The organism is Citrobacter sp. Cpo090, assembly GCF_030332665.1.
Taxonomy (GTDB): domain Bacteria; phylum Pseudomonadota; class Gammaproteobacteria; order Enterobacterales; family Enterobacteriaceae; genus Citrobacter; species Citrobacter portucalensis.
Map to the genome: position 1 here is coordinate 92,366 of NZ_JAOWHK010000028.1, position 26,663 is coordinate 119,028.

The 26,663-nt window shown below is 50.3% G+C and carries 16 protein-coding genes; 8 read left to right on the plus strand and 8 right to left on the minus strand.

Annotated elements, in window-relative coordinates:
• The first annotated feature begins 4 nt into the window (after window positions 1–4).
• From der to OGY83_RS12090, 4 genes are all read left to right on the plus strand, one after another.
• On the plus strand, window positions 5–1,477 hold the full coding sequence (gene der / locus OGY83_RS12075) for a ribosome biogenesis GTPase Der (RefSeq protein WP_079939511.1): 1,473 nt from the start codon (window positions 5–7) through the stop codon (window positions 1,475–1,477).
• Window positions 1,478–1,777: 300 nt separating this feature from the next.
• Window positions 1,778–3,319 carry a peptide MFS transporter gene (locus OGY83_RS12080; protein WP_267441987.1) on the plus strand — a complete coding sequence of 514 codons (1,542 nt, stop codon included), beginning with the start codon at window positions 1,778–1,780 and terminating at the stop codon, window positions 3,317–3,319.
• A gap of 63 nt (window positions 3,320–3,382) precedes the next feature.
• Window positions 3,383–4,465 carry a Gfo/Idh/MocA family oxidoreductase gene (locus tag OGY83_RS12085; RefSeq protein ID WP_286635951.1) on the plus strand — a complete coding sequence of 361 codons (1,083 nt, stop codon included), beginning with the start codon at window positions 3,383–3,385 and terminating at the stop codon, window positions 4,463–4,465.
• Window positions 4,466–4,517: 52 nt separating this feature from the next.
• The gene (locus OGY83_RS12090) at window positions 4,518–4,733 is read left to right on the plus strand and encodes a zinc ribbon domain-containing protein (RefSeq protein WP_286635952.1); all 216 of its coding nucleotides are present in this window, start codon (window positions 4,518–4,520) and stop codon (window positions 4,731–4,733) included.
• Here OGY83_RS12090 and xseA read toward each other — a convergent pair.
• Window positions 4,730–6,103: an exodeoxyribonuclease VII large subunit gene (gene xseA / locus OGY83_RS12095; protein WP_286635953.1), complete on the minus strand. Its 1,374-nt coding sequence runs from the start codon at window positions 6,101–6,103 to the stop codon at window positions 4,730–4,732. The genes OGY83_RS12090 and xseA overlap by 4 nt on opposite strands.
• Before the next feature lie 160 nt (window positions 6,104–6,263).
• Here xseA and guaB point away from each other — a divergent pair, with 160 nt between their 5' ends.
• Together guaB and guaA are read left to right on the plus strand one after the other, a co-directional pair.
• Window positions 6,264–7,730: an IMP dehydrogenase gene (gene guaB, locus OGY83_RS12100; protein WP_003037756.1), complete on the plus strand. Its 1,467-nt coding sequence runs from the start codon at window positions 6,264–6,266 to the stop codon at window positions 7,728–7,730.
• 63 nt (window positions 7,731–7,793) lie between these two features.
• Entirely contained in the window at window positions 7,794–9,371 is a 1,578-nt protein-coding gene (gene guaA / locus OGY83_RS12105) for a glutamine-hydrolyzing GMP synthase (protein ID WP_123267800.1), read from the plus strand.
• Window positions 9,372–9,493: 122 nt separating this feature from the next.
• Here guaA and mscS read toward each other — a convergent pair whose 3' ends face one another.
• Together mscS and OGY83_RS12115 are read right to left on the minus strand one after the other, a co-directional pair.
• Window positions 9,494–10,372 carry a small-conductance mechanosensitive channel MscS gene (gene mscS / locus OGY83_RS12110; protein WP_286635954.1) on the minus strand — a complete coding sequence of 293 codons (879 nt, stop codon included), beginning with the start codon at window positions 10,370–10,372 and terminating at the stop codon, window positions 9,494–9,496.
• 367 nt (window positions 10,373–10,739) lie between these two features.
• Complete coding sequence (locus OGY83_RS12115) at window positions 10,740–10,943, minus strand: YfgG family protein (RefSeq protein WP_286635955.1); 204 nt, start codon at window positions 10,941–10,943, stop codon at window positions 10,740–10,742.
• A 351-nt stretch (window positions 10,944–11,294) separates the two neighbouring features.
• On the opposite strand from OGY83_RS12115, the gene OGY83_RS12120 reads away from it, so the two are divergent.
• Window positions 11,295–13,514: a bifunctional diguanylate cyclase/phosphodiesterase gene (locus tag OGY83_RS12120; RefSeq protein ID WP_286635956.1), complete on the plus strand. Its 2,220-nt coding sequence runs from the start codon at window positions 11,295–11,297 to the stop codon at window positions 13,512–13,514.
• 46 nt (window positions 13,515–13,560) lie between these two features.
• On the opposite strand, the gene OGY83_RS12125 is transcribed toward OGY83_RS12120, so the two are convergent.
• The 5 genes from OGY83_RS12125 to purM all read right to left on the minus strand — a co-directional run bounded on the left by OGY83_RS12125 (window position 13,561) and on the right by purM (window position 24,784).
• Window positions 13,561–18,978: an autotransporter outer membrane beta-barrel domain-containing protein gene (locus tag OGY83_RS12125; RefSeq protein ID WP_286635957.1), complete on the minus strand. Its 5,418-nt coding sequence runs from the start codon at window positions 18,976–18,978 to the stop codon at window positions 13,561–13,563.
• A 303-nt stretch (window positions 18,979–19,281) separates the two neighbouring features.
• Window positions 19,282–20,823, minus strand: coding sequence for an exopolyphosphatase (ppx, locus tag OGY83_RS12130; RefSeq protein WP_079939179.1), 1,542 nt, complete (start codon window positions 20,821–20,823; stop codon window positions 19,282–19,284).
• A 4-nt stretch (window positions 20,824–20,827) separates the two neighbouring features.
• Window positions 20,828–22,894, minus strand: coding sequence for a polyphosphate kinase 1 (gene ppk1 / locus OGY83_RS12135; protein ID WP_003835119.1), 2,067 nt, complete (start codon window positions 22,892–22,894; stop codon window positions 20,828–20,830).
• Between the two features lie 214 nt (window positions 22,895–23,108).
• Entirely contained in the window at window positions 23,109–23,750 is a 642-nt protein-coding gene (gene purN / locus OGY83_RS12140) for a phosphoribosylglycinamide formyltransferase (protein WP_003835118.1), read from the minus strand.
• A complete protein-coding gene (gene purM / locus OGY83_RS12145; RefSeq protein ID WP_286635958.1) occupies window positions 23,747–24,784 on the minus strand; it encodes a phosphoribosylformylglycinamidine cyclo-ligase in 1,038 nt (345 codons plus the stop codon). The genes purN and purM overlap by 4 nt, the downstream gene beginning before the upstream one ends.
• Before the next feature lie 295 nt (window positions 24,785–25,079).
• On the opposite strand from purM, the gene OGY83_RS12150 reads away from it, so the two are divergent.
• Complete coding sequence (locus OGY83_RS12150; RefSeq protein WP_286635959.1) at window positions 25,080–26,510, plus strand: 6-phospho-beta-glucosidase; 1,431 nt, start codon at window positions 25,080–25,082, stop codon at window positions 26,508–26,510.
• Window positions 26,511–26,663: the final 153 nt, after the last annotated feature.

Consider the following 26,663-nt stretch of genomic DNA (forward strand, 5'->3'; position numbering starts at 1 on the left):
AAACATGGTACCTGTGGTCGCGCTTGTCGGGCGCCCTAACGTTGGCAAATCCACGTTATTTAACCGTCTAACTCGCACCCGAGATGCGCTGGTTGCGGATTTCCCGGGTCTGACTCGTGACCGTAAGTACGGTCGTGCGGAAATTGAAGGCCGTGAGTTTATCTGTATTGATACCGGCGGTATTGATGGCACCGAAGACGGTGTTGAAACCCGTATGGCAGAACAGTCGCTGCTGGCTATCGAAGAAGCAGACGTTGTGCTGTTCATGGTGGACGCGCGTGCAGGCCTGATGCCTGCGGATGAAGCTATTGCGAAACATCTGCGTTCGCGCCAGAAACCGACGTTCCTGGTCGCTAACAAAACTGACGGACTCGATCCTGATCAGGCGGTTGTTGATTTCTACTCGCTGGGTCTGGGTGAAATTTATCCGATCGCGGCGTCCCATGGTCGTGGCGTCCTCAGCCTGCTGGAGCATGTTCTGCTGCCGTGGATGGATGACGTTGCTCCTCAGGAAGAAGTGGATGAAGACGCAGAATACTGGGCGCAGCTGGAAGCCAAAGAAAACGGCGAAGAAGAGCCTGAGGACGATTTCAACCCGCAGGACCTGCCGATCAAACTGGCGATTGTTGGTCGTCCGAACGTAGGTAAGTCCACACTTACTAACCGTATTCTCGGCGAAGACCGCGTAGTGGTTTACGACATGCCGGGAACCACGCGTGACAGTATTTATATTCCGATGCAGCGCGATGAGCGCGAATATGTGCTCATCGATACCGCGGGCGTGCGTAAGCGCGGCAAAATTACCGAAGCGGTAGAAAAATTCTCAGTAATCAAAACGCTGCAGGCAATTGAAGATGCCAACGTGGTGATGCTGGTGATTGATGCGCGTGAAGGGATTTCCGATCAGGACCTGTCGCTGCTGGGCTTTATCCTCAATAGTGGGCGCTCACTTGTTATCGTTGTGAACAAGTGGGATGGCCTGACGCAGGAAGTAAAAGAGCAGGTCAAAGAGACGCTGGACTTCCGTCTGGGCTTTATTGATTTTGCGCGCGTACACTTTATCTCGGCGCTGCACGGTAGCGGCGTGGGCAATCTGTTTGAATCGGTCCGTGAAGCATACGATAGCTCCACACGTCGCGTGAGTACCGCAATGCTGACGCGCATCATGACCATGGCAGTAGAAGATCATCAGCCACCGCTGGTGCGTGGTCGTCGTGTGAAGCTGAAATATGCCCATGCCGGTGGTTATAACCCGCCAATCGTGGTGATTCACGGCAACCAGGTCAAAGACCTGCCGGATTCATACAAGCGCTATCTGATGAACTATTTCCGCAAATCTCTGAACGTAATGGGGACGCCGATCCGTATTCAGTTCAAAGAAGGGGAAAACCCGTTTGCAAACAAACGCAATACGCTGACTCCGACTCAGATGCGTAAACGTAAGCGTTTGATTAAGCACATCAAAAAAAGCAAGTAATCGTTGCTGATGCAGATGAAAACCCGCGCTTGTCGCGGGTTTTTTTTCGTTATTCCAACGCCAACCTCAGCCCGTGCGATGTCAATCACTATTCGTTTTTTGCCAAGTTTAAATCTAAGAAAGTAGACATTTGTCGAGTTTTCATCTTAAAGTCCAGGGGCTGGTACTAGACAAAACTAGCCTTAGGTTATCAAATGGTTAAATAACTTTTCGCCGCATGTAAAAAATCGGTCAGATACGTAACTGGCTGGCGTACATCGCGGTGTTTACACGCACGACGACATAACTTTCGGGAGAATTATGCAATCCTCTGTTAATCAAAAAGAAAGCCGAACTTTCTTCGGTCATCCTTATCCGCTCGGCTCGCTGTTCTTCACAGAGATGTGGGAGCGTTTTTCGTTTTACGGCATTCGCCCGTTACTGATCCTGTTTATGGCTGCTACTGTTTATGACGGCGGCATGGGACTGGCGCGTGAAAACGCCTCGGCCATTGTGGGGATCTTTGCCGGTACGATGTACCTTGCCGCACTGCCGGGTGGTTGGCTGGCAGATAACTGGCTCGGCCAACAGAAAGCGGTGTGGTACGGTTCCATTTTGATTGCGCTCGGTCACCTGTCGATTGCGCTCTCGGCCATTATGGGGAACAACCTGTTCTTTATCGGCCTGATGTTTATCGTGCTTGGGTCCGGTCTGTTTAAGACCTGTATCTCAGTGATGGTTGGCACGCTGTATAAAAAGGGCGATGCGCGTCGCGACGGCGGTTTCTCGCTGTTCTACATGGGTATCAATATGGGGTCGTTTATCGCGCCGTTGATCTCCGGCTGGCTGATTAAATCTCACGGTTGGCACTGGGGCTTTGGCATCGGTGGTATCGGGATGCTGGTAGCGTTGATCATCTTCCGCGTGTTTGCCGTTCCATCGATGAAACGTTATGACAGCGAAGTAGGTCTGGACTCTACCTGGAACAGCCCGGTAGTGAAACGTAACGGTGTGGGCGCGTGGCTGCTGGCGCTGGCTGTCGGCGTAGCCGTTATCGTTACGCTGATTGCGCAGGGCGTGATTGTGATTAATCCGGTCGCGGTTGCCAGTATGCTGGTGTACGTGATTGCCGCTTCCGTCGCGCTCTATTTTATCTACCTGTTTGTCTTTGCCGGTCTGAACCGCAAAGAGCGCGCCAGACTGCTGGTCTGCTTTATCCTGCTGGTTTCCGCCGCGTTCTTCTGGTCCGCGTTTGAGCAGAAACCAACCTCGTTCAACCTGTTCGCTAACGACTACACTAACCGTATGATCGGTGATTTTGAAATCCCGGCAGTGTGGTTCCAGTCGATAAACGCGCTGTTTATCATTTTGCTGGCACCGGTATTCAGCTGGGCGTGGCCGAAGCTGGCGAGCATGAACATTCGCCCGAGCAGCATCACCAAGTTCGTTATCGGTATTCTCTGTGCCGCTGCAGGCTTTGGTCTGATGATGCTGGCTGCGCAAAACGTTCTCAGTAACGGCGGTGCTGGCGTTTCTCCATTCTGGCTGGTGGGCAGCATCCTGATGCTGACGCTTGGTGAACTGTGCCTGAGCCCGATCGGTCTGGCGACCATGACGCTGCTGGCCCCGGAAAGAATGCGCGGGCAGATGATGGGCCTGTGGTTCTGCGCCAGTGCGCTGGGTAACCTGGCCGCAGGTCTGATTGGTGGTCATGTGAAGGCCGACCAACTGGATATGCTGCCGGATCTCTTCGCTCGCTGCTCGATTGCGTTGCTGATCTGCGCCGCGGTACTGATCGTCCTCATTGTGCCGATTCGTCGCATGCTGGAGAATACGCAAACTAAACCGGTAACCAGCGCCTGATAACACCTCGATTGTGCCGGGGCAGACGTGATGTCCCGGCCATTCAATTTACGAGGTGAGAACATGCTGTTAGGGTTTGTTGGGCTTGGCGCAGTTGTTGAAACGGCATACATGCCTGCATTACGTAACCTTTACGGTGATTCCCTGTGCTGTGTGGGATTTGACGTGCAAACCGTAAAACAGCCTGCTGATGTGACATGCTGTGCATCGCTCGCTGAACTTCTTGCAACACCGCTTGATACCCTATTTATCACCACCGCATCACTGCATCATCTCGATGTGCTTGAGCAGGCGCTGGCCGCTCCCATCGCACGTATCGTGGTCGAAAAACCGATTGTCGCCACGCTTTCCCAAATTGAAAAACTGAAAACGTTGCTGGAACAACCCGACGCTGCCGACCGCGTGCTGGCACTAGACCACTGGATGGCGCGCAATGGCGCAATGCAGCTGGCATTGGGAAAACTCGGTGAGCAGTGGCAGGGCGATAACCCGCAGCAGGCACTGGTTTCTCACTTTTCAGACGTTGTTAAAATTGACGGTTTTTTGCAGGAACCGAGCGGATATAACGCTTCAGGAGAGCCTATCGCGCTCAACTTTGCCACCGGTGAGCCGGACACGCGTGAGCTTCGCCACCCGGATGGTGTGATTCTGGATATTGGCACACATGTACTGGCTATGCTGCGTGAAACGGTGCGTTACCTGGGCGGTAATGACAGCATGACCTTGCAGGTGAAGAGCGCTAAAGACCGTCTGGGACATAACATCATCCAGGGGGACCTGAACACGGCTGAAGGAGAGGCGCATCTGCAAGGACTGATTAGCGGTGTACCGCTGGATATCTGGCTGAATAAATACGCGGGGCCGGCTGGTGGACAAAAAGGTCTGCGCCTTTATCTGCGTGATGGGCGCATCATCAATTACGACCGGCGGGGTGCCGGGGATGTGCTCGAATTGATTGACGGTGATGTTGTGCAACGCTGGTGTCTGCCAGGTACGATTTATGCCCATTGTCTGGCGGAACATATTCTGGGGGCGCAAAGTCTGTTTGAGCGCAGCCCGCAGGAGGTGAGTCGCACGACGCAGCGCAGGCTGGAGGAGGTCGAACGATTACTGATCCTACAGCAACAGTTGCGTGGTTCACACTAGGCGTATCATGGTAAAATTAGCGCAGAATTGAACGCTATTTAAAGGAGTCACCATGTCGATGACCTGCCCGGATTGTCACGCAGAACTGGAACTACAAAACGGTGTGGCACACTGTGAAAACTGTAAAAAAGATATTCCGTTAGAAGCGCGCTGTCCGGAGTGCCATCAGCCGCTCCAGGTGTTAAAAGCCTGCGGAGCGGTGGATTACTTCTGTCAGAATGGTCATGGTCTGATTTCGAAGAAACGTGTGGAATTTGTGCCGGTTTAATCCGGCTTTTTTTTACGCGTTTTCTTTGCCGCCGTTACGCTTTTCACTTCGCTCTCTACCCAACCGTCTGACAGGCGGGTAGTGAGCACATCCCCGGTTTTTACCTGTTTGGTCTGCTTCAGCACTTTGCCGTCCGTCGCGGTAGTGACGCTATAACCACGAGCGAGTGTAGAGAGAGGACTCACCGCTTCAAGATGCGTCACCACATTACCGAAGCGTTCTCGCTGTGCGCCTAAACGCGCGCGGATATTCTCTGCCAGACGGTACTCCAGTTGCTGAATACGGGTTTGCGCCCGATAAATGCGTGGCTGTGGGTTTTGCTGGCTCAGGCGTTGGCTTACGCGCTGTTGGCGCTGATTGGCCTGCTTAATCTTATTCTCAAGTGCGAAATTCATCCGCTGGCGCAGTCGTTCCAGCACGGTCTGCTGACGGGCCAGACGCAGTTGCGGATGTTGCTGTTGCAAACGGTGATGAAGTTGGGTAAATCGACGAGTACGGTTGGCGATGCAGTAGTCCATCGCCATTTCCAGACGTTGCTGGCCATGCTGAATTTGACGCAGTAGTTCCAGTTGATTGCGGCTGACAATTTCCGCTGCAGCTGATGGCGTAGGCGCCCGTAAATCTGCAATAAAATCGGCAATCGTGACATCTGTTTCGTGGCCGACGGCGCTTACTACCGGAATGCGGCTGGCAAAGATTGCCCGCGCTACGCGTTCGTCGTTAAAACTCCACAAATCTTCCAGAGAACCACCGCCGCGCCCGACGATAAGCACATCGCACTCGCCCCGCGCATTCGCCAGCTCAATGGCGCGAACGATCTGTCCTGGCGCATCGTCGCCCTGGACCGCGGTCGGGTAGATAATAACGGGCAGGGATGGGTCACGACGCTTCAGAACGTTGAGAATATCGTGCAGCGCAGCCCCGGTTTTCGAGGTAATGACCCCAACGCAGTGGGCTGGTGAAGGTAGCGGTTGCTTGTATTGCTGATCGAATAACCCTTCAGCCTGCAGTTTGGTTTTGAGTTGCTCATATTTTTGCTGCAACAAGCCTTCGCCAGCTGGCTGCATGCTCTCAACAATAATCTGGTAGTCGCCGCGCGGTTCGTACAACGTAATGTTGGCGCGTACCAGAACCTGCTGACCGTGCTGTGGGCGGAACGTTACCCGACGATTGCTATTGCGAAACATCGCGCAGCGTACCTGGGCGGTGTCATCTTTGAGCGTAAAATACCAGTGACCAGAGGACGGCTGAGTGAAATTCGAGATTTCACCGCTGATCCAAACTTGTCCCATTTCCTGCTCAAGCAGCAAACGAACCGTCTGATTTAGGCGGCTTACGGTAAAAATTGAGGTGGTTTGAGAGGATAACATGTGAGCGGGATCAAATTCTAAATCAGCAAGTTATTCAGTCGAAAGTAACATGCTCACAGAGGAGCGCAAGTTTTTTTTGCAAAAAAGTGTGGATGCAATCGGTTACGCTCTGTATAATGCCGCGGCAATATTTAATAACCTCCCAGGTGAGATATTGCCCATGCTACGTATCGCAAAAGAAGCCCTGACGTTTGACGACGTCCTCCTCGTTCCCGCTCATTCTACCGTTCTGCCGAATACAGCTGACCTCAGCACGCAGTTGACGAAAACCATTCGCCTGAACATTCCTATGCTCTCCGCAGCAATGGACACCGTGACGGAAGCGCGCCTGGCGATTGCCCTGGCCCAGGAAGGCGGCATCGGTTTTATCCACAAAAACATGTCTATCGAGCGCCAGGCTGAAGAAGTTCGCCGCGTGAAGAAACACGAATCTGGTGTGGTAACTGACCCACAGACCGTACTGCCAACCACTACTCTGCGCGAAGTGAAAGAACTGACCGAGCGTAACGGCTTTGCAGGCTACCCGGTGGTGACAGAAGATAATGAACTGGTCGGCATCATCACTGGTCGTGACGTGCGTTTTGTGACTGACCTGAATCAGCCGGTTAGCGTCTACATGACCCCGAAAGAGCGTCTGGTGACCGTTCGTGAAGGCGAAGCGCGTGATGTTGTTTTTGCCAAAATGCACGAAAAACGCGTTGAGAAAGCGCTGGTTGTTGATGACAGCTTCCATCTGCTCGGTATGATCACCGTTAAAGATTTCCAGAAAGCAGAACGTAAACCTAACGCCTGTAAAGACGAGCATGGTCGTCTGCGCGTTGGTGCAGCTGTCGGTGCTGGCGCAGGTAACGAAGAGCGTGTTGACGCGCTGGTTGCCGCTGGCGTAGACGTCCTGCTGATTGACTCCTCTCACGGCCACTCTGAAGGCGTTCTGCAGCGTATTCGTGAAACGCGTGCTAAATATCCTGACCTGCAGATCATCGGCGGTAACGTTGCTACGGGCGCAGGTGCTCGCGCGCTGGCTGAAGCCGGCTGCAGCGCTGTTAAAGTGGGTATCGGCCCTGGCTCCATCTGTACTACCCGTATCGTTACCGGTGTCGGTGTTCCGCAGATCACCGCCGTTTCTGATGCCGTTGAAGCGCTGGAAGGCACCGGTATCCCGGTTATCGCCGATGGCGGTATTCGTTTCTCCGGCGACATCGCCAAAGCGATTGCTGCTGGTGCTGCCGCAGTGATGGTTGGCTCCATGCTGGCGGGTACTGAAGAATCCCCGGGCGAAATCGAACTGTACCAGGGCCGTTCTTACAAATCTTACCGCGGTATGGGTTCTCTGGGCGCGATGTCCAAAGGGTCTTCTGACCGTTACTTCCAGAGCGATAACGCCGCTGACAAACTGGTCCCGGAAGGTATTGAAGGTCGCGTTGCCTATAAAGGTCGCCTGAAAGAGATCATTCACCAGCAGATGGGCGGCCTGCGCTCCTGTATGGGTCTGACCGGCTGTGGTACTATCGACGCGCTGCGAACGAAAGCAGAGTTTGTACGCATCAGCGGTGCGGGTATTCAGGAAAGTCACGTTCACGATGTGACCATCACCAAAGAGTCCCCTAACTACCGCATGGGCTCCTGATAAGTTTCCGCGCCCGGCTATATGCCGGGCGAATTTGTTTCACTTGCCTCGGAATTAGCGTCAATGACAGACAATATTCATAAACATCGCATTCTCATCCTCGATTTCGGCTCGCAGTACACTCAGCTGGTTGCACGTCGCGTACGTGAACTGGGCGTCTACTGTGAACTGTGGGCATGGGATGTTACGGAAGCACAAATTCGCGAATTCAACCCAAGCGGTATCATTCTTTCCGGTGGTCCGGAAAGTACCACTGAAGAAAACAGCCCGCGTGCGCCGGAATACGTTTTCAATGCGGGCGTACCGGTGTTCGGCGTGTGCTACGGCATGCAGACCATGGCAATGCAGCTCGGTGGTCATGTTGAAGGTTCTAACGAACGTGAATTCGGCTATGCGCAGGTTGAAGTTCAGACCGACAGCGCGCTTGTCCGCGGTATTGAAGACTCTCTGACCGCAGACGGCAAACCGCTGCTGGACGTGTGGATGAGCCACGGCGACAAAGTGACTGCGATTCCGGAAGGTTTCGTGACCGTTGCCAGCACCGACAGCTGCCCGTTCGCTATCATGGCGCACGAAGAAAAACGCTTCTACGGCGTGCAGTTCCACCCGGAAGTTACCCACACCCGTCAGGGCATGCGCATGCTGGAGCGCTTTGTGCGCGACATCTGCCAGTGTGAAGCGCTGTGGACGCCGGCAAAAATTATCGATGACGCCGTTGCCCGCATTCGCGAGCAGGTTGGCAATGATAAAGTTATCCTCGGTCTGTCCGGCGGCGTTGACTCCTCCGTCACCGCGATGTTGCTGCACCGTGCTATCGGCAAAAACCTGACCTGTGTGTTCGTTGACAATGGTCTGCTGCGTCTCAACGAAGCTCAGCAGGTTATGGATATGTTCGGCGACCACTTTGGCCTGAACATCATTCACGTGGAAGGCGAAAAGCGTTTCCTGGACGCGCTGAAAGGCGAGAACGATCCAGAAGCTAAACGTAAAATCATCGGCCGCGTATTCGTGGAAGTATTTGATGAAGAAGCGCTGAAGCTGGAAGACGTTAAGTGGCTGGCGCAGGGCACCATTTACCCTGACGTGATCGAATCCGCGGCTTCTGCCACCGGTAAAGCGCACGTTATCAAATCTCACCACAACGTGGGCGGTTTGCCGAAAGAGATGAAGATGGGTCTGGTTGAGCCGCTGCGTGAGCTGTTCAAAGACGAAGTGCGTAAGATTGGTCTGGAGCTGGGCCTGCCGTACGACATGCTGTACCGTCACCCGTTCCCGGGACCGGGTCTGGGCGTACGTGTGCTTGGCGAAGTGAAGAAAGAGTACTGCGACCTGCTGCGTCGCGCGGATGCTATCTTCATTGAAGAACTGCACAAAGCTGACCTGTACAACAAGGTAAGCCAGGCGTTCACCGTGTTCCTGCCGGTACGTTCCGTTGGCGTTATGGGCGATGGCCGTAAGTACGACTGGGTTGTTTCCCTGCGTGCAGTAGAAACCATCGACTTTATGACTGCGCACTGGGCGCACCTGCCGTATGACTTCTTAGGCCGCGTATCTAACCGCATCATCAACGAAGTGAACGGTATTTCCCGCGTGGTGTATGACATCAGCGGTAAGCCGCCAGCGACGATTGAGTGGGAATAATATCCCTTTCTGTTAGCGGTTTCTGAACCGGTAATATGAAAAAAAGCCCTCTATTTACAGAGGGCTTTTTATTGCACGCATTTCAGTAAATACTTCAGGTGCATGCTCTGCAGGAAAGTACGCTAATCGACCAGTTGAAGTTGAGGCTGCTGCGGAGATGTGACATTCTCAACGCGAATATCCATCTGCGGATAGGGTAGGTCGATATGGTTGGCGTCCAGCGCCTCTTTGATATTTTCCAGCAGATCGTAATAGGTGTTCCAGTATTCAACGTTAGGCACCCACACGCGGACGTAAAAATTCAGCGCTGAAGCGCCCAGTTCGCCCAGACGAACGGTTACCCCACGTTGCTTATCTATGCGGCTGTCCTGCTCGATAATATGGTTAATCACGCGCTTAACGTCTGCTATTCGGCTCTGGTAGCCCACGCCAATCACCAGATCGATACGGCGGAAAGGGTGACGGGAATAGTTAATGATGTTGTCAGCGATGATCTTACCGTTTGGAATCACAACTTCTTTACTATCCGCGGTGAGTAAGGTGGTGGAGAATATGTGCACCTTTTCTACTGTTCCGGTAACTGCACCAATCTGTACCACTTCCCCTGCGCGAAAAGGCCGCAGGGAAACCAGTAATACACCAGCGGCAAAGTTGGAAAGCGAGCCTTGTAGCGCGAGGCCAATAGCGAGTCCGGCGGCACCGATGACAGCAATAATGGAGGATGTTTCAATACCGATGCGACCTAATGCGGCAACGACGGAAAAGGCGAGGGTGATGTAACGTACCAGCGCGGTGAAGAACTGAATGATGGTTCTATCGACTTTACGTTTAAGCAGTAACTTTTCCAGCCCACGAGAGAGCAGACGAGCGATAAATTTACCGACAAACAATAAGATTACGGCGGCAACGATATTCCAGCCGAATTGAATGACAGCATCGCTGTGCCCGGCGATCCACTCAAGGCCGCTTCTTATTTTCGGGAATAATAAAAAACCACTCATAGTATTACCCTGTAGTATTTAAAAATGGTAACAATTCAAATAACTCTTTAATTTTCATGCGAAATATAAATATTTTCGTCTGTGATATTTGCTGATGATATTAATTAGCGTTTATTTGAGCACTGTTTGTCTTTTTTATGTTCGTTAAACCGAAACGTAAAAATCAGCGCGAATGGTGCGGTGAAGTGGAATGAAAAGATTGTGTATTTGTGCGAAAAATACGGTCGATTATCCGATAATTCAGCGAGAGTGGTGGGAGAGGTGTGTAAAGTTTCGTCACTCAAATCCCTTACCGGATGGTTAAATGTCAGGCGATTAGCCATCCGGTAAGGAATCTTAATGCTGGGGATATCACAGGCGCGAGCGATCAATGTACGTCGGTTTGTGCTGGAGATGTCTGTTGCGGCTGAGTGATCTGCTGAGATTCTTTTTTGTCCTGGTGGTGATGCCACGCACCAATGGCGGAGTAGACGAAGCGTCCGAAGAAGAAGATAAAGCTGATAAGCAGTACGATCCGGATCATGCGACTGTTAAATCGGTGTCGTTTGCGTAGGCTGGTAACCTGGCTCACAAAAGGTTCCTTGTAGTGTACCCAACTGAGGGCGATACTCACATTAAGGCACACTGAGAGGGAATGGTCAATTCTTCCTTATGTAAAATTGCTTCAGTTGTTTTATCTCCTTATGTTATGGAAATTAATATTAATATTTGCATGAATAATGTATTAACGATAAAAAATAATGAAAAGCGTAATAATTGATGAATGAGGGGCGTTTTTTTTGATATGTATCAAGCACCATCCTTTGCTGCCAACTAAAATCGATGAATCATTGTGATGTATTTTACTTTATCGTTTTGAAGTCAGGTGGGATGCCTGTCTGAATACCCCCCTACAGGATGTGTGGGATTCTACTGAGCATCTATGAAACTCAATAAAAACTATATTGGTATTAGAGACAGATGGTGGGCGTTACCTCTCATTTTGCCTTCTTTATTGTTGCCTATATTGAGCACTGCCACCACCTATGCCCATATTAGTACGGGGACCGTAATTCTTTTCTACCTGCCGTTAGCGCTGATGATTAGCCTGATGCTTTTTTTTGGCTGGGCAGCATTGCCAGGAATTATCATTTCCATTGTCTGGTACAAATATCCGCAGGTTGGGCTATTTGAAACACTCTCTATAATTTCGCACTTTATAGTTACAATCGTGCTTAGCTGGGGGGGATATAAAGTATTTTCACCCCGACGAAACAATGTTTCCCACGGGGATTCTCACCTGATGTTTCAACGTATGTTCTGGCAGGTGTTCTGTCCGGCTACGCTGTTTCTGATACTCTTCCAGTTTGCTGCATTTGTGGGTGTTTATGAAAGCAAGTCCGGCATGGTGGGCGTTATGCCCTTCAACACAGGCACATTAATCAACTATCAGGCCATACTCGCTGGAAATCTTGTAGGTGTACCGCTGTGCTATTTTATTATTCGAACGATTCGCAACCCCTTGCATGTGAGAGGTTTTTTTTCTCAATTAAAGCAGCAATTTGATACCAAAGTAACTAAAACAGAGTTTGCGATCTGGTTGATTATATTGACCGTGCTTATGGCAATGCTGTGTATGCCGCTAAATGAACAAAGCTCAATATTCAGTACGAATTATACCTTGTCACTGTTGCTGCCAGTCATGCTTTGGGGAGCAATGCGTTACGGTTATAGATTTATTTCGCTGATATGGTCTGTCGTACTAATTACCTCAATTCATTATTATCAGCGCTATATGCCCTGGTATTCAGGTTACGATACCCAGCTTGCCATTACTTCGTCGAGTTACCTGGTTTTCTCCTTCATCGTGAATTTCATTGCCGTACTGGCAACACGTCAACGGTTTGTTACCCGGCGCAACCATCGTCTGGCCTTCTTTGACCCCATGGTGCATATTCCGAATTTGCGCGCTTTGAACCGGGATTTGAAAAAAGCACCATGGTCAGTGCTCTGTTTTTTGGGTGTTCCGGGCATGGAGTTGCTGGTGAAAAATTACGGCATTATGCTGCGTATCCAGTACAAGCAAAAACTGGCTCAGTGGATAACGCCGTTGCTTGAACAGGATGAGCATGTCTATCAATTGTCAGGTAATGATTTAATCCTGCGTCTTAACACTGAGCAGCACCAGGAACGTATCGAAGCTCTGGACAGGCATATTAAGCAGTTTCGTTTTATCTGGGACGGTATGCCTTTGCAACCGCAGGTTGGGATCAGCTTTTGCTATGTCCGTTCTCCTGTTAACCACATCTATTTGTTGCTGGGGGAGTTAAGTACTATTGCTGAGTTATCGCTGGCAACCAATTCGCCAGAGAATCTGCAGCGGCGTGGTGTGATGCACCTGCAACGCGACCTGAAAGATAAGGTTGCGATGATGAACCGTATTCAGCAGGCGCTGGAGAACAATCGCTTTTTTCTGATGGCGCAGCCGATTTTTGGCGTGCGTGGCGACGTTTATCACGAAATTCTGCTGCGGCTTGAGGGGGATGACGGTGAAACTATCGCCCCTGATAGCTTCTTGCCGGTAGCTCATGAGTTTGGTTTGGCATCCCGTATCGATCTGTGGGTGATTGAAAATACGCTGAAATTTATGGCACAGAATCGGGAAAAAATTCCCGCTCACCGGTTTGCTATTAATTTGTCACCCACATCGGTATGTCGTGCCAGACTTCCTAATGACATCAACCAGTTACTGAATAAGTACAAGGTTGAAGCATGGCAACTTATCTTTGAAGTAACGGAAAGCAATGCCTTGACCAATGCGGAACAGGCACAGACAACGTTGTTGCAGCTGCAATCATTGGGCTGTCAGATTGCGATTGACGATTTTGGTACCGGATATGCCAGCTATGCGCGGCTGAAGAATGTGAATGCCGATATCCTGAAAATTGATGGCAGCTTTATTCGCAATATCGTTTCGAACAGCCTCGACTACCAAATTGTGGCCTCAATTTGCCATCTGGCGCGAATGAAAAGAATGCTGGTGGTTGCGGAGTACGTCGAAAGCGAAGAAATACGCAGTGCGGTGATTTCGCTGGGGATTGATTATTTACAGGGCTATTTGATTGGCGAGCCAAAGCCGCTATCTGAAATAATTTGGTCATGATGAAGAATGCCGGGTAGGGAGGACGCTACCCGGCAGTTGGTTTATGTTACCAGTTATAGCGTAGATTCAGACTACCATTGATGTCGCCGAAATCATTGCTGCCTTTCTGCCCGCTAATCTGAGCACGAACATTCCATTGTTTGTTTATATCTGCCTGAATACCGACTTTTAGCTCTGCTCTATTAGCCGGAAGATCTTGCTGCACGTCTGTACCGTCAAACGACACCGAGGTTTCGTCATTGGTGTGTAGCCAGTTTGCTTCCATAAACGGCTGGATCACAGTCGATTTATCTTTATATAGCTTGCCGTCAACCCGAAGACCCATTCTTGTCGTCCAGCTATCACTGCTCTGACCGTCTATACGGGTGCCATTGTTATCGGTTACGCTATCGGCATCATAGTTCTGCCAGATAATTTGCGCCTGTGGCGTCAGACTGACGGTATTACCATTGTTCAGGGAAATATCGTAGCGGTAACCCGTTTCCAGTGAGATGGCATTGGCGGTTGAATCATACTCTTCGGAGCCGACATCACCGTTTTCTACGCTGTTGTTATAAATACCGTACTGATACCAACTGTCCATATACAGACCGCGGTGGGTTTGCGCATCGGCAAACCAGGTTGCATACACACCGAGATTATAACCATCAACATTACCGCTGGCGGTGAACTGGCTGCCATCTGCGCCGCGATTACCTGTACTGTCAGTATCTGCGTTGATATAGCTGGCCATCACCCCAATGGTCAGACTTTGTTGACCATTATCCCATGCCAGAATATCCCCACCTAACTGGAACTCGGAGTAGTTGCTGTCTAAATCAAGATTGCCGCTTACTGCCTGTGAGTCGGATTGACCCGCTTTGAAATGTGCCCAAACGCTGCCATCCGCGCTACGGTACTGACTGCCTTCGCGGTCATACAGCGTTTGCATTTGTAGGCTGCGTGCCATCCACTGGTTGCCCAGGTAAGCACCGATATCGGCGCGATATTGTGGCGTAGTGTTGCCGCCGTTGTCAGGATTGATCGGCGTCACGTCGCTACCATCATCCGGATCGACAGGCGTCACGTCGCTACCATCATCCGGATCGACAGGCGTCACGTCGCTACCATCATCCGGATCGACAGGCGTCACATCGCTACCATCATCCGGGTCAACGGGCGCAATAGTTTGGGAACTGAGATACCAGTCGCCATTACTTTCATTTTTATATAATCGGTACTCATACAGGCCAGCTTGAACCTGGTTGCCTTGCTTAAAGACACCATTGGACTCGCCTCCAATATCGACAACTTCAATACCGGTGGTGGTTTGTGCGCCTTGGTTGCCAATACCATGTATATACAGCGTGGTGTTTCCGGATGTATCGCCAGTGACAACTAATTTATCGGTGGCGGAACTGTCGTCACCCAATTCAGTGTTCAGATAGAGGCTACCCTCGTTACCGATGTAATTACCCTCAACGTGCAATGTATTGCCCGGTAAGTAGGTGCTGCTTCCGCTAACAAGGGTGCCGGAGTTGGTGAGATCGCCATTAATGAAAAACGTGGCGTTCGTTTCTTCGCTATCACCAAAATTAAGCGTCCCTTTGTTATCGACATTGCCATTTACTACGGCTTCATTGCTGCCACCGAAGGTTGCTCCAGCGGCAATATTCACGGTTTGTTGGCTGCCTACAGCACCAATAGTGCCTGTTCCCGCTAACCAAAGAGTTCCTTCCTGGATGTCGGTTGTGCCACTATAAGTGTTATTACCGCTAAGGATTAGCTCTCCTGCGCCCATTTTGGTTAATGACTGACCATCCCAGTCGCTGTTGCCGGTCCGGTCTGCCAGGCTGCTGGTGACTTCGAAGGTTTTACCGGAGTCCAGGGTAAAGTTGCCATGCGCTGCTGTCGCGGAGGTTGCGCCTGCATTCCAACTCAAATCTTCAGCAAGCAGGTACTGTGAGGCGTCGTCAGGATTTACCATTCCGCTTACCGTCAGGTAGTCGGGTTTATCGATAATGTTCATCGACAGGTGGGCAAAGTTTCCACTAATGTCGTTATCCATATCCATCAGAGTAAAGCTCTTAAGGTCTTTATCTGAGGCATGGTCTTGCAGAGTGACATCATTCACATGCAGCGTACCATCCAGCTCGGCATTGCTTCCCGTAATTAAAGGTTGGATTGAATTGCTGTTAAGTTCTACATCGAGCGTACTACCGCTTTCCTGTATCAAACTACCCTGGCCAAGATTCAGTGACGTTCCGGCGGTCAGTACCGTTGTGCTATCGGTTCGGGTTGTAATACCCCCCGTTGCGTTTATCGTACCGTCTGTATCCAGAACTAAAATGGAGTTGTTATCCACCAGACCCGTGCCAAGCGCATTTTCACTGGTTGCGGTAAGGGTTCCTTCGTTGATAAAAGTGCCGCCGCTGTAGCTGTTATTACCGGAAAGAATCAGTTCACCGCCGCCTTCTTTGGTGAGTGTTTTACCATCCCAGCCAGTGGTGCTTGATGCGTTGAGTGTGTCATTGACATCAGTAAGATCGGTGCCGAGAGTGAAGCTACCGTCAGGATCGCTTAGCGTGAAGGTTCCGTGAGCATCAGTTGCAGCATTATCGCGGTCTGCATACCAGGATAAGGAGGTTGCCAGCAGATATTGGCTTTGATCGTTCTCGTTGATTTTGCCGTCAACGGTGAGGAAATCGACCGATTTTTGCTCCATACCCGCAATGGTGAGTTCATCAAAATCACCCTGGATATCATTATTCGCGTCTATCAGCGTAAAGGTATAAGGATCATTGGTTAACGGGTCTTTGATGTTGCCGATACCAGAGATATTGAGTGAACCCCCTAATGCAACGTCATCTGCGGTGATAATAGCTTCACTGCTTGAATCATCCAGCTCGATGTTCAGAGTGCTGTCTGTTTCCTGTGTGAATGTTTTTACATTTAGCGTACTACCGGCAGCCAGCGTTGTTGTGGCGTCAGAATGAGTGACGAACTGTGCGCCTCCCATATCAAATTTACCATCGGCATTTAGTAACAACGTACCGCTGTTATCAACATCACCACTACCGAGTGCGTTAACATGGGTTGCGGTGACTTCACCATCTTTAATTACCGTGCCGCCGCTATAGCTGTTGTCACTGGACATTACCAGCGAACCACTGCCGTCTTTGAGCAGAGAGCCTGTGCCCGTGATCTGATTGTTAAGTGTTCCTGAATCTAATTGAAGTACGCCGTTATCGGTAATGCTACTTGTTCCCAGCGATTTGGTTTCATTAGCGATGAGCGTACCGTCAGCGATAACGATGTCACCACTGTAATCGCTGTTATCAGCGGTGAGTGTCAGGCTGTCAGAACCGTCTTTTTTCAGTACGCCTTCACCTACAAGCGTGTTATCCAGCGTACCGGCGCTAAGCTGTAAAGTTGCACCCTGGCTAATCGTTACATCACCGCGACCAAGCGTTGCCGCATTTTTTGAGGCCAGTGTTCCGGCATTGATTTGAGTCGCGCCATAATTGTTGTTGGTATTACTCAGTATCAGTGTACCGTCACCTTCTTTGGTCAGTGTTTCACCGTCCCAGTTGGTTGTGGCATTGACGCCACTCAGTTCGCTCACAACTTCAAATCTGTCATCGCCTGCAATAGTGAAAGTACCATGAGCTTCACTTGCAGAATTTGCGCCTGCATTCCAGCTTAATCCTTCACTCAAAACGTAATTGGTGTTGTCTTTCGCATCAATACCGGCGTTCAGCGTGAGGTAGTCCGGAAGGCTAGGGGTACCAACATTGAGTGTCAGACTGTCAAAATCGCCGTTAATTGCGCTGCTGGAGTCGATGAGAACAAATGAGCTAAAGTTTTTGTCGGAATCTACAGGAGCAAATGTCGCCGTTGCATTGACCGTCAGATCGCCTGCCAGCGTCGTCTTACTGGTTTTAATCACCGGTGTTGTGGAAGCGTTACCCATGGTGATAGCCAGTTGGCTCTGGTCTTGCAACGTCAGGGTACTGTCAACGTTCAAAATCGACCCTGTGGAACCTTCCTTCTGGATCAGGTCAATCTTTCCATTACTGGTTAGGGTACCCAGATAGGATTTGTTGTTCAGATTCCACTGACTGTTTTCGTCGAGCGATAGTGTGGCGAAAGCAGCATCTGTTTTGCCATTTAGCGTCGAATTTTTAAGTGACAGCGTTGAAGATGTCATTCCCGCCGTAACATCGCCGTTAAGCGTAGAGTCTGTGGCTTCAACGGTGGTTTTGCTGTCCAGCATGATGGCGGTTGGACCCGTCAGCGTGACGTCTGTCAGCGTGATGGGGGATGTGATTTTGGTATTGCTGTCGACATGTAATGCCGCAGTGTCTGACGTCACTGTGGCATTTTTTACGCTCAGAGAGGTTAAATCGGCATAAAATGGGCTTTGGCCTACGCTCGTCATTTTAATACCGTCGTTCTCTGCATTAATGGTTGCGCCATCAATATTAACGGCGGAGCCAATACCATAAACGCCGATACCAGCAGAGTTAACCACCATTGAAGCCTTATCGCCCGTAATATCGAGCGTTGTGGCATTGCTAGCTTCAATTGCCGCCCCTTTGGTATTGGTATGTGTAATAGCTGAGTTTTGCAGCTTCAGGGTGGATTCTCTGTAACCCCGAACGGTACTGTCTATGCCTGTGGAACTTACCGTGCTATCGGACATATTTAACGTGCCGATATTAACGATGCGTACCTGACCTTCTGCAAGTGTTATCGTACTCTCACTATTTACCGTGAGTGAGCTAGTATTTTGCGCAACGACATCGTTATCTCCAGTTGCGTTCACCGTCGTGTTGGTTAGTGAAATATCGGAATTTTTATCCGCGATGATCGTACCGTAATTGCTCCCGTCAATGCTCACTGTGCTGTCTGTTAGTGATATATGTCCATCATTTTGAGCAGTAATTGCTGAGCTATAGATGCCAGTTGATAAAATGCTTGAATTGGTTAGCTGAAGGGTTGCATTATTTTCTACAAAGATAGCGTTACCAAGACTATTTCCGTCTAATCCCCCTGTTGTTTCAATGGTCAGGTGGTCTCCTGTTACAGATGTTTTGTTCGAATGATCACCTGCGACGTATAGTGCAGAGCCTTTTAATGGATCAGAGTAAATAAGAGAGTCTGGTGAACCATCCGTGGTCATATCATGAGAGAGTTCATCAATATAACCAAGGGTATAGTTGGTTAATGAATTATAGGTGTCGGTACCTGCCTGCGCGGCCGGGCTGGCAAAAATCAAGGCAGCGATGACGGCGCAAGCTATCTGAGTCGGTATTGCTTTTATTCCAGACAGTGCAGCATTGTGTGTTGCTTTACTATTTAAATCATTCACTGTGTTAATGATGGATGATGTTTTAATTCTGCATCCACTGCGCGCTAATTCTGAAGCTACAACGTACATGTTGCGTACGGTGCTCCAGACAATGCTATACGTTTTATTCAATTTTAAATTTCCTTTTTGATGAGTTCCATTGATTTGTTGTATGGATATTTGCGATTTATTTGTTATGGGATTATTGTTGGAATGAATGTTAATAACGATTATTGACGTGCTTGAAAATAATAAAGTAAATAATCAGTATGAATTTTATATAAAACAAAAGAACAATATAATATTCATTATATTATTTATTTTACAAGGCATTTTAAGATAGACTTAATTTAATGAGTATTTATACGTGGTGGTGTTCAGGAATGATTCAGTACAGGTGTCAGTTCGTCAGACGAACTGACACCTACTGAGATCTTATGCGGCGATATCGGGTGAGCTCTCTTCTTCAATTTTGAGTCGCCAGCCGGTTACGGCTTCCCAGTATTGCTGCTCTTTTTCCAGATCGAGCAGTACCAGCGCATTCTGGCTAAACCAGTCATGCGGGAAGCGTAAAGTCCAGTGGTTGTCGTCGGTAATCAGGGTCAGCGTCGGCGGCGTGGTGGTCGCCTGACGCTGATTATTCAGCAGCACACCCAGGCGCAACAGCTGAATTAACGGCAGAAACTGCTTTTTCTTGAACAGCGTAAAGCGGGGCAAGTCGTCCAGTTTCACCGCTTTACGATGATAGCGAACCAGGGTTGCCATCATCAGCTGTTGTTCCTGATTGAAGCCCGGCAAATCGCTGTTTTGCAGAATATATGCAGAGTGGCGATGTAAACCGCTGTGGTTGATGTTCAGCCCAACCTCATGCAGCATCGCCGCCCAGCGCAGTAACGCTTCCAGTTGGGGATTCGCCAGCTTTGGCTGCTGCGTATGCCACTGGTCGTACATTTGCATCGTTGTTTCCAGCACGCGCCGGGCCTGCTCGCTGTCGATATTGTACTGATTCGCCAGACTGCTGGCGGTACGGCTGCGAACGTCCTGGTGGCGAAAACGTCCTTCCATCTCGTACAGTACGCCTTCACGTAGTGCACCATCAGAAAGGCGAAGTTCGCGGATAGCCAACGCGTCAAAAACGCCGCACAGAATCGCGAGTCCGGGTACAAACACCGCTTTTCGTTCTTCTGACAGCCCCGGTAAGCTGAGCGCGTCGAATGACGCGTGTTTCAGCACCTCAGATGTCAGCTTGTTCAGACGTTCGGGGGTGATAAAACCGTCTTTTTCACCCATCTCCAGCAGCACTTCGTGTGCCGCTTTAATGGTGCCCGACGCGCCAAGCGCAACGTTCCAGCCCTGAATGCGAAACTGCCAGGTTAGGGTTTCGAGTTTTTGCGCTGCTGCCATGCGGGCACGCTGGAAGTTTTCCCGGCTGATCGCGCCGCCCGGGAAATACATCTGAGCAAAACTGACGCAGCCCATACGGCGACTTTCGACCAGTTTAGGCTCGAAATCCTCGCCGATCACTAATTCGGTTGAGCCGCCGCCAATATCGATAACCAGCTTGCGACCTTTTTCCGGCTGAGTGTGTTCCACGCCCATAAAGATCAGTCGGGCTTCTTCGTTGCCGGAAATAATCTCAATCGGGTAGGGGATGACTTTTTCCGCTCGCTTGAGAAAATCAGTCGCATTCAGTGCCTGACGTAAAGTATGGGTTCCCACGATGCATACGCTTGATGGAGGAAAGCCCTGCAGACGTTCGGCGAACAGTGATAAACAGCTTAGCCCGCGCTCCATTGCTTCTTCGCTCAGCTTGTTATCTTCGCCGAGGCCATCCGCCAGATGTACGCGTTGTTTCAGTCGCCCAATAATTTGCATTGCGCCATCAACCACGCGGGCAATGACCATATGGAAACTGTTTGAACCAAGGTCGACCGCAGCAAATTCCTGCGGCCGTGGAGTCTTGTCGTGTATTGGCATATCTTTAGTCAGGTTGCTCGAGTGATTTGATGTAGTCGTAAATCGCCAATTGTGACTGAACCTTACGGCGGTTTCCGCGCGGTACGTAGCGATTACTCAGTTCTTTATCAATAAAGCGGGCTTTCACCGTGTCGCTGAACAGGATATCGATAATATCCAGCACGCGTTGCTTAAGGCGTGGGTCAAGAAGCGGTGTGGCAACTTCGATACGATAGTCGATGTTTCGTGTCATCCAGTCAGCGGAGGAGAGATACACCTGCTTATCGCCCCCGTTCTCGAAGATGTAAACCCGGTCATGTTCAAGATAGCGGTCAACGATGCTGATAACGCGAATGTTGTCGCTAATACCTTCCAGATTCGGGATGAGTGAGCACATTCCGCGAATCAACAAATTGACTGGTACGCCTGAGCTTGAGGCCGCATAGAGGCGGTCAACCAGACCTTTATCGACCAGGTTATTCAGTTTTAACGTGATACCAGAAGGCTGCCCTTGCTGCGCGTTGGCGATTTCTTTGTCGATCATCGCGTACAGCAGACGTCGCGAGTTCTGCGGGGAAACCAGCAGATAATCGAACGTCACCGGGCGATACGGGTTCTCGATGAAGTTAAACACCCGACGCACTTCGTTGGTAATGCGCGAATCGGCGGTCAGCAACGAGTAGTCGGTATACAGGCGCGCCGTTTTTTCGTTGAAGTTCCCCGTCCCGATATGCGCATAGCGCACGACTTCATCACCTTCTTTGCGCGAGATAAGGAACAGTTTGGCGTGAATTTTCAGGCCAGGCGCGGAGAAGATAACGTGAACGCCTGCTTCGGTCAGACGCTTGGCCCAATGGATGTTGGCTTCTTCATCGAAGCGGGCCTGCAGTTCTACCACCACGGTGACTTTCTTACCGTTGTGCGCGGCATGGATCATTGAATCTATGATGCGTGAATCTTTTGCCACACGGTAGATGTTGATCTTTATTGCCAGCACGCTCGGATCGAAAGAGGCCTGACGCAACAGTTCAAGAACGTGTTCAAAGGTGTGATAGGGGTAATACAGCAGCACGTCGCGTTCACGAACGGCGTCAAAGCCGTTACGAAACTTCTCGTTGTCGAACCAGATATGACGCAGACGCGGCAGCGGTTTGTTCACCAGGTTAGCTTTGCCAACGTTGGGGAAGTTAATAAAGTCTTTGAAGTTATGGTAACGCCCGCCGGGAACAATCGAGTCGTAGCGAGAAATCGTCAGTTTTTCACGCAGTACTTCGACCAGTGCATTGGGCATGTCACGCTGATAGACAAAACGTACAGGTTCTGCGGTCAGACGCTGTTTCAGGCTGGATGACATCAGCTCCATCAGGCTCGATTCCATCTCGTGCACCAAATCGTATTCGGCGTCACGGGTCATTTTCATCGAATAGGCGTTCAGTGCGTCGTAGTCAAAGAACCCTTTGAAAATGTCGTCAAGGCAGTAACGTAAGATGTTGTCCAGCAGGATCATCGGTTTGCGACGGCGCGGGGTTTCCGGCGGTAGATTCACAAAACGGGGAACCTTGTCGGAAGGGATTTCCAGCAGCGCGTAGCGGATCGTATCACCACGGATAATTTCTACCGCCAGATAGGTGTAGTCATCTTTCAAAAACTGGACTAAATCCGTCTCGCGGTTAATCAGGATCGGCGTGATGTGCTGGCGAAGATATTGCTTGAAGTAATGACGCAACCAGCTCTGCTGATTGACCGACAACTGGCGTTCGTTGATTAAGAAAATCTGATTACGCGCCATTTCCAACAGCAACTCGTTGTACAGGCCGTCAAATTCCTGATCGGCTTTTAATACGCGGGCCTGGATTTTGCCTAACAAATGGCGGGAGTGAGAGTTTGAACCCTGTTCTTCGCTAATAATGATTCGGCGCTTCAGTTCGGCAAAACGAACCTTATAAAACTCGTCGAGGTTATTGGAATAGATGCCTAAGAAACGCATCCGTTCGATCAACGGGTTTGACTTATCAGCAGCTTCCTGGAGTACACGTTCGTTGAACGCTAACCAGCTGAGTTCTTTCTCGATGTATAGCTTTTCCTGACCCATTACCACTTTTACTCCGTTTCATTCACGGGACACTACCGATTTATTATGGCGAGCATTGCTCTCAGATGTCCAACTGTGCCAGAAAAATATGACAATAAACCGTCTGATAGCAAAGAGAAAGGGGGAGTGTAGATGAATACCGGTGGTATTAACCGGAAAAGGTAGTTATGCCTGTAGACCGGATGGTGAGATCCGGCTTACAGGTTGAATTTTATTATTCGTCGGCGGCGTAGCCTTGTGGCGGCAGACGAACGCCGTCCAGCCATGCAGCGTTATCACGCATCTTCAGGCGACCATCGGTAAACCAGCTTACCACCAGTGGGTAAATGGTATGCTCCTGAGCCTGGACTCGTGCGGTGACATCATCTTCGCTGTCGCCTTCAAATACCGGAACCTTGGCCTGGAGAATAACCGGTCCGCCGTCCAGTTCATCGGTGACGAAGTGGACGGAAGTGCCATGCTCTTCATCGCCGTTTTCCAGAACCTGACGGTGCGTGTGCAGGCCGGGATATTTCGGCAACAAAGACGGGTGGATATTCAGCAATCGTTCAGCATAGTGAGCGACAAACGCCGGGCTGAGGATGCGCATATAACCGGCCAGCACCACGACATCGGGTGCATAGGCGTCAATCTCTTGAATCAGTTGGCGGTCGAATGCTTCGCGACTGGCAAACTGGGCGGCTTCCAGCGAGTGTGCCGGAATATTCGCTTCGCGTGCGCGTTCAAGGCCGAACGCATCGGCCTTGTTACTGAATACTGCACGTATGGTGCCATTGATTTTTTTCTGTTCGCAGGCGTCGATTATCGCCTGCAAATTGCTTCCGTTGCCGGAAATGAGCACCACAATGTTTTTCATTCAATGACCACACGCTGTTCGGAATCAGACGTTTTGATGATACCGATTTTCCATGCGTTTTCACCTTTCTCATTGAGCAAAGCAAGGGCTTTGTCCACTTCCGGAGCTGGCAGGGCGATAACCATACCTACACCGCAGTTAAAGGTGCGATACATCTCATGCTGGCTGACGTTACCCGCCGTTTGCAGCCAGTTGAAGACGGCTGGCCACTGCCATGAAGATTCGTCGATCACTGCCTGCGTGTTGTCTGGCAGAACGCGTGGAATATTTTCCCAGAAGCCGCCGCCGGTCAGGTGAGCAATGGCGTGCACATCAACCTTCTCGATCAGTTCCAGAATGGATTTCACGTAAATGCGGGTAGGGGCCAGTAAGTGATCGGCCAGCGGCTTGCCTTCAAGCTCGGTGGTTTCTGGGTCACAACCGCTGACTTCTACAATTTTACGTACCAGAGAGTAGCCGTTGGAGTGCGGGCCGCTGGAGCCGAGCGCAATCAGTACGTCGCCGTCAGCCACTTTTGAACCGTCGATAATCTCTGATTTTTCGACGACGCCAACGCAGAAACCTGCCACGTCGTAATCTTCGCCGTGGTACATCCCCGGCATTTCAGCTGTTTCCCCACCGACCAGCGCGCAGCCAGACTGCAGGCAGCCTTCGGCAATCCCGTTAATGACGCTGGCTGCGGTGTCCACGTCCAGTTTGCCGGTCGCATAGTAGTCGAGGAAGAACAGCGGCTCAGCGCCCTGAACCACGAGGTCGTTGACGCACATTGCGACGAGGTCAATGCCGATAGTGTCGTGGCGTTTCAGATCCATCGCCAGACGCAGTTTTGTACCAACGCCATCAGTGCCGGAAACCAGTACCGGTTCGCGATATTTTTGCGGCAATGCGCACAGCGCACCGAAGCCACCCAGACCACCCATAACTTCCGGACGACGCGTTTTCTTTACTACGCCTTTGATTCGATCAACCAGAGCATTACCTGCATCAATATCAACACCGGCATCTTTGTAGCTAAGAGAGGTTTTATCGGTCACTGCCTGCTTCCCCACATGTTTACTTGCAGTAAAAGTTAAATTCGGCGCAATTCTAACAGGGAAAGCAAACGTTTGCGAGCCTGCTCTGCATCAAGTTTTATCTGCTGATTTTTTCAGCATTTTACAATCATTTATCTATTTGTTTGAGCTGCACCACGAAAATGAAACCGGGTACAGTCTTGTGCTTGAATCCTGTTAGCCGAATGCACAGTATCGTCCTGAAACCGGTTTCTGTTTTCTGTTGCAAACCTCATCAACAGCGTTTTGCGCAGAGTCATCACGATAGGGGAAGGGTATGTCAGGATTTAAAGCAGATTTCATGTGGGGTGGTGCCGTAGCAGCTCATCAACTGGAAGGTGGCTGGCAGGAGGGCGGAAAAGGCATTAGCGTTGCCGATGTCATGACCGCGGGAGCGCATGGTGTGACGCGTGAAATTACCGATGGTGTGATTGCCGGTAAAAATTACCCTAACCACGAGGCCATCGATTTTTATCATCGCTATAAAGACGACATAAAGCTGTTTGCCGAAATGGGTTTTAAATGTTTTCGCACATCTATTGCCTGGACGCGTATTTTCCCCTTAGGTGATGAAGAACAACCCAATGAGGCTGGCCTACAGTTCTATGATGACCTGTTTGATGAATGCCTGAAATATGGCATTGAACCGGTGATTACGCTGTCGCATTTTGAGATGCCTTACCATCTGGTGACGGAGTACGGCGGCTGGCGCAACCGCAAGCTTATCGATTTCTTTGTCCGTTTTGCCAGGGTGGTATTCACCCGTTACCAGCACAAAGTGAAGTACTGGATGACGTTTAATGAGATTAACAACCAGGCAAATTATCACGAAGATTTCGCGCCCTTTACTAACTCGGGGCTGAAATACCAGCCCGGCGAAGACCGCGAGCCGGTCATGTACCAGGCGGCGCACTATGAGCTGGTGGCAAGCGCGCTGGCGGTAAAGGTCGCGCGTGAGATTAACCCGGAATTACAGATAGGGTGCATGATTGCCATGTGTCCTATCTATCCGCTGACCTGCGCGCCAGACAATATGATGATGGCGATGAATGCCATGCACCGACGTTACTGGTTTACCGACGTCCATGTGCGCGGCAAATACCCGCAGCATCTTCTCAACTACTTTGCCCGTCGTGGCTTTGAACTGGATATCACCGAGGAAGACCGTCAGGTGCTTACCGAGGGCTGCGTTGATTACATCGGCTTTAGCTATTATATGTCTTTCGCGACCCAGGCAACGGCGGACAACCCACAACTGGATTACGACGAGTCGAAAAGCCTGGTTTCCAACCCGTACGTGCAGAAATCGGACTGGGGCTGGCAGATTGATCCGGTTGGCCTGCGTTATTCACTGAACTGGTTCTGGGATCATTATCAGCTGCCACTATTTATTGTGGAGAATGGATTTGGCGCCATTGATGTGCGCGAGGACGATGGTACAGTTAACGACCAGTACCGTATCGACTACCTTGCCGCCCACATACGTGAGATGAAAAAAGCGGTGGTGGAGGATGGTGTGGATCTGATGGGATATACCCCGTGGGGCTGCATTGATTTAGTCTCTGCCGGGACAGGGGAGATGAAAAAACGCTATGGGTTTATCTATGTCGATAAAAATAATGACGGTAGCGGGACATTAACTCGCTCACCTAAAAAATCTTTTTCATGGTATCAGAACGTCATCCAGACCAATGCTGAATATCTTTAAAATTCAGAGTGTTGACTGCTAGCCCCGCCATCGGTGCGGGGCTTGTTTTATACTCATTATCCAGACGTAAATGACTTTGGTTGATCCATATCAAGCGTATGCAGTGTTGCGCCAGAGACGAAAAGCGGTATAATCCGGCGATTTTTTTTGTGG

Coding starts and splice junctions, on each gene's coding strand:
- xseA (WP_286635953.1), bottom strand. CDS start 6,103: ATGTTATCCTCTCAAACCACCTCAATTTTTACCGTAAGCCGCCTAAAT.
- OGY83_RS12080 (WP_267441987.1), top strand. CDS start 1,778: ATGCAATCCTCTGTTAATCAAAAAGAAAGCCGAACTTTCTTCGGTCAT.
- der (WP_079939511.1), top strand. CDS start 5: ATGGTACCTGTGGTCGCGCTTGTCGGGCGCCCTAACGTTGGCAAATCC.
- OGY83_RS12090 (WP_286635952.1), top strand. CDS start 4,518: ATGTCGATGACCTGCCCGGATTGTCACGCAGAACTGGAACTACAAAAC.
- guaA (WP_123267800.1), top strand. CDS start 7,794: ATGACAGACAATATTCATAAACATCGCATTCTCATCCTCGATTTCGGC.
- OGY83_RS12085 (WP_286635951.1), top strand. CDS start 3,383: ATGCTGTTAGGGTTTGTTGGGCTTGGCGCAGTTGTTGAAACGGCATAC.
- ppk1 (WP_003835119.1), bottom strand. CDS start 22,894: ATGGGTCAGGAAAAGCTATACATCGAGAAAGAACTCAGCTGGTTAGCG.
- ppx (WP_079939179.1), bottom strand. CDS start 20,823: ATGCCAATACACGACAAGACTCCACGGCCGCAGGAATTTGCTGCGGTC.
- guaB (WP_003037756.1), top strand. CDS start 6,264: ATGCTACGTATCGCAAAAGAAGCCCTGACGTTTGACGACGTCCTCCTC.
- OGY83_RS12150 (WP_286635959.1), top strand. CDS start 25,080: ATGTCAGGATTTAAAGCAGATTTCATGTGGGGTGGTGCCGTAGCAGCT.
- mscS (WP_286635954.1), bottom strand. CDS start 10,372: ATGAGTGGTTTTTTATTATTCCCGAAAATAAGAAGCGGCCTTGAGTGG.
- OGY83_RS12120 (WP_286635956.1), top strand. CDS start 11,295: ATGAAACTCAATAAAAACTATATTGGTATTAGAGACAGATGGTGGGCG.
- purN (WP_003835118.1), bottom strand. CDS start 23,750: ATGAAAAACATTGTGGTGCTCATTTCCGGCAACGGAAGCAATTTGCAG.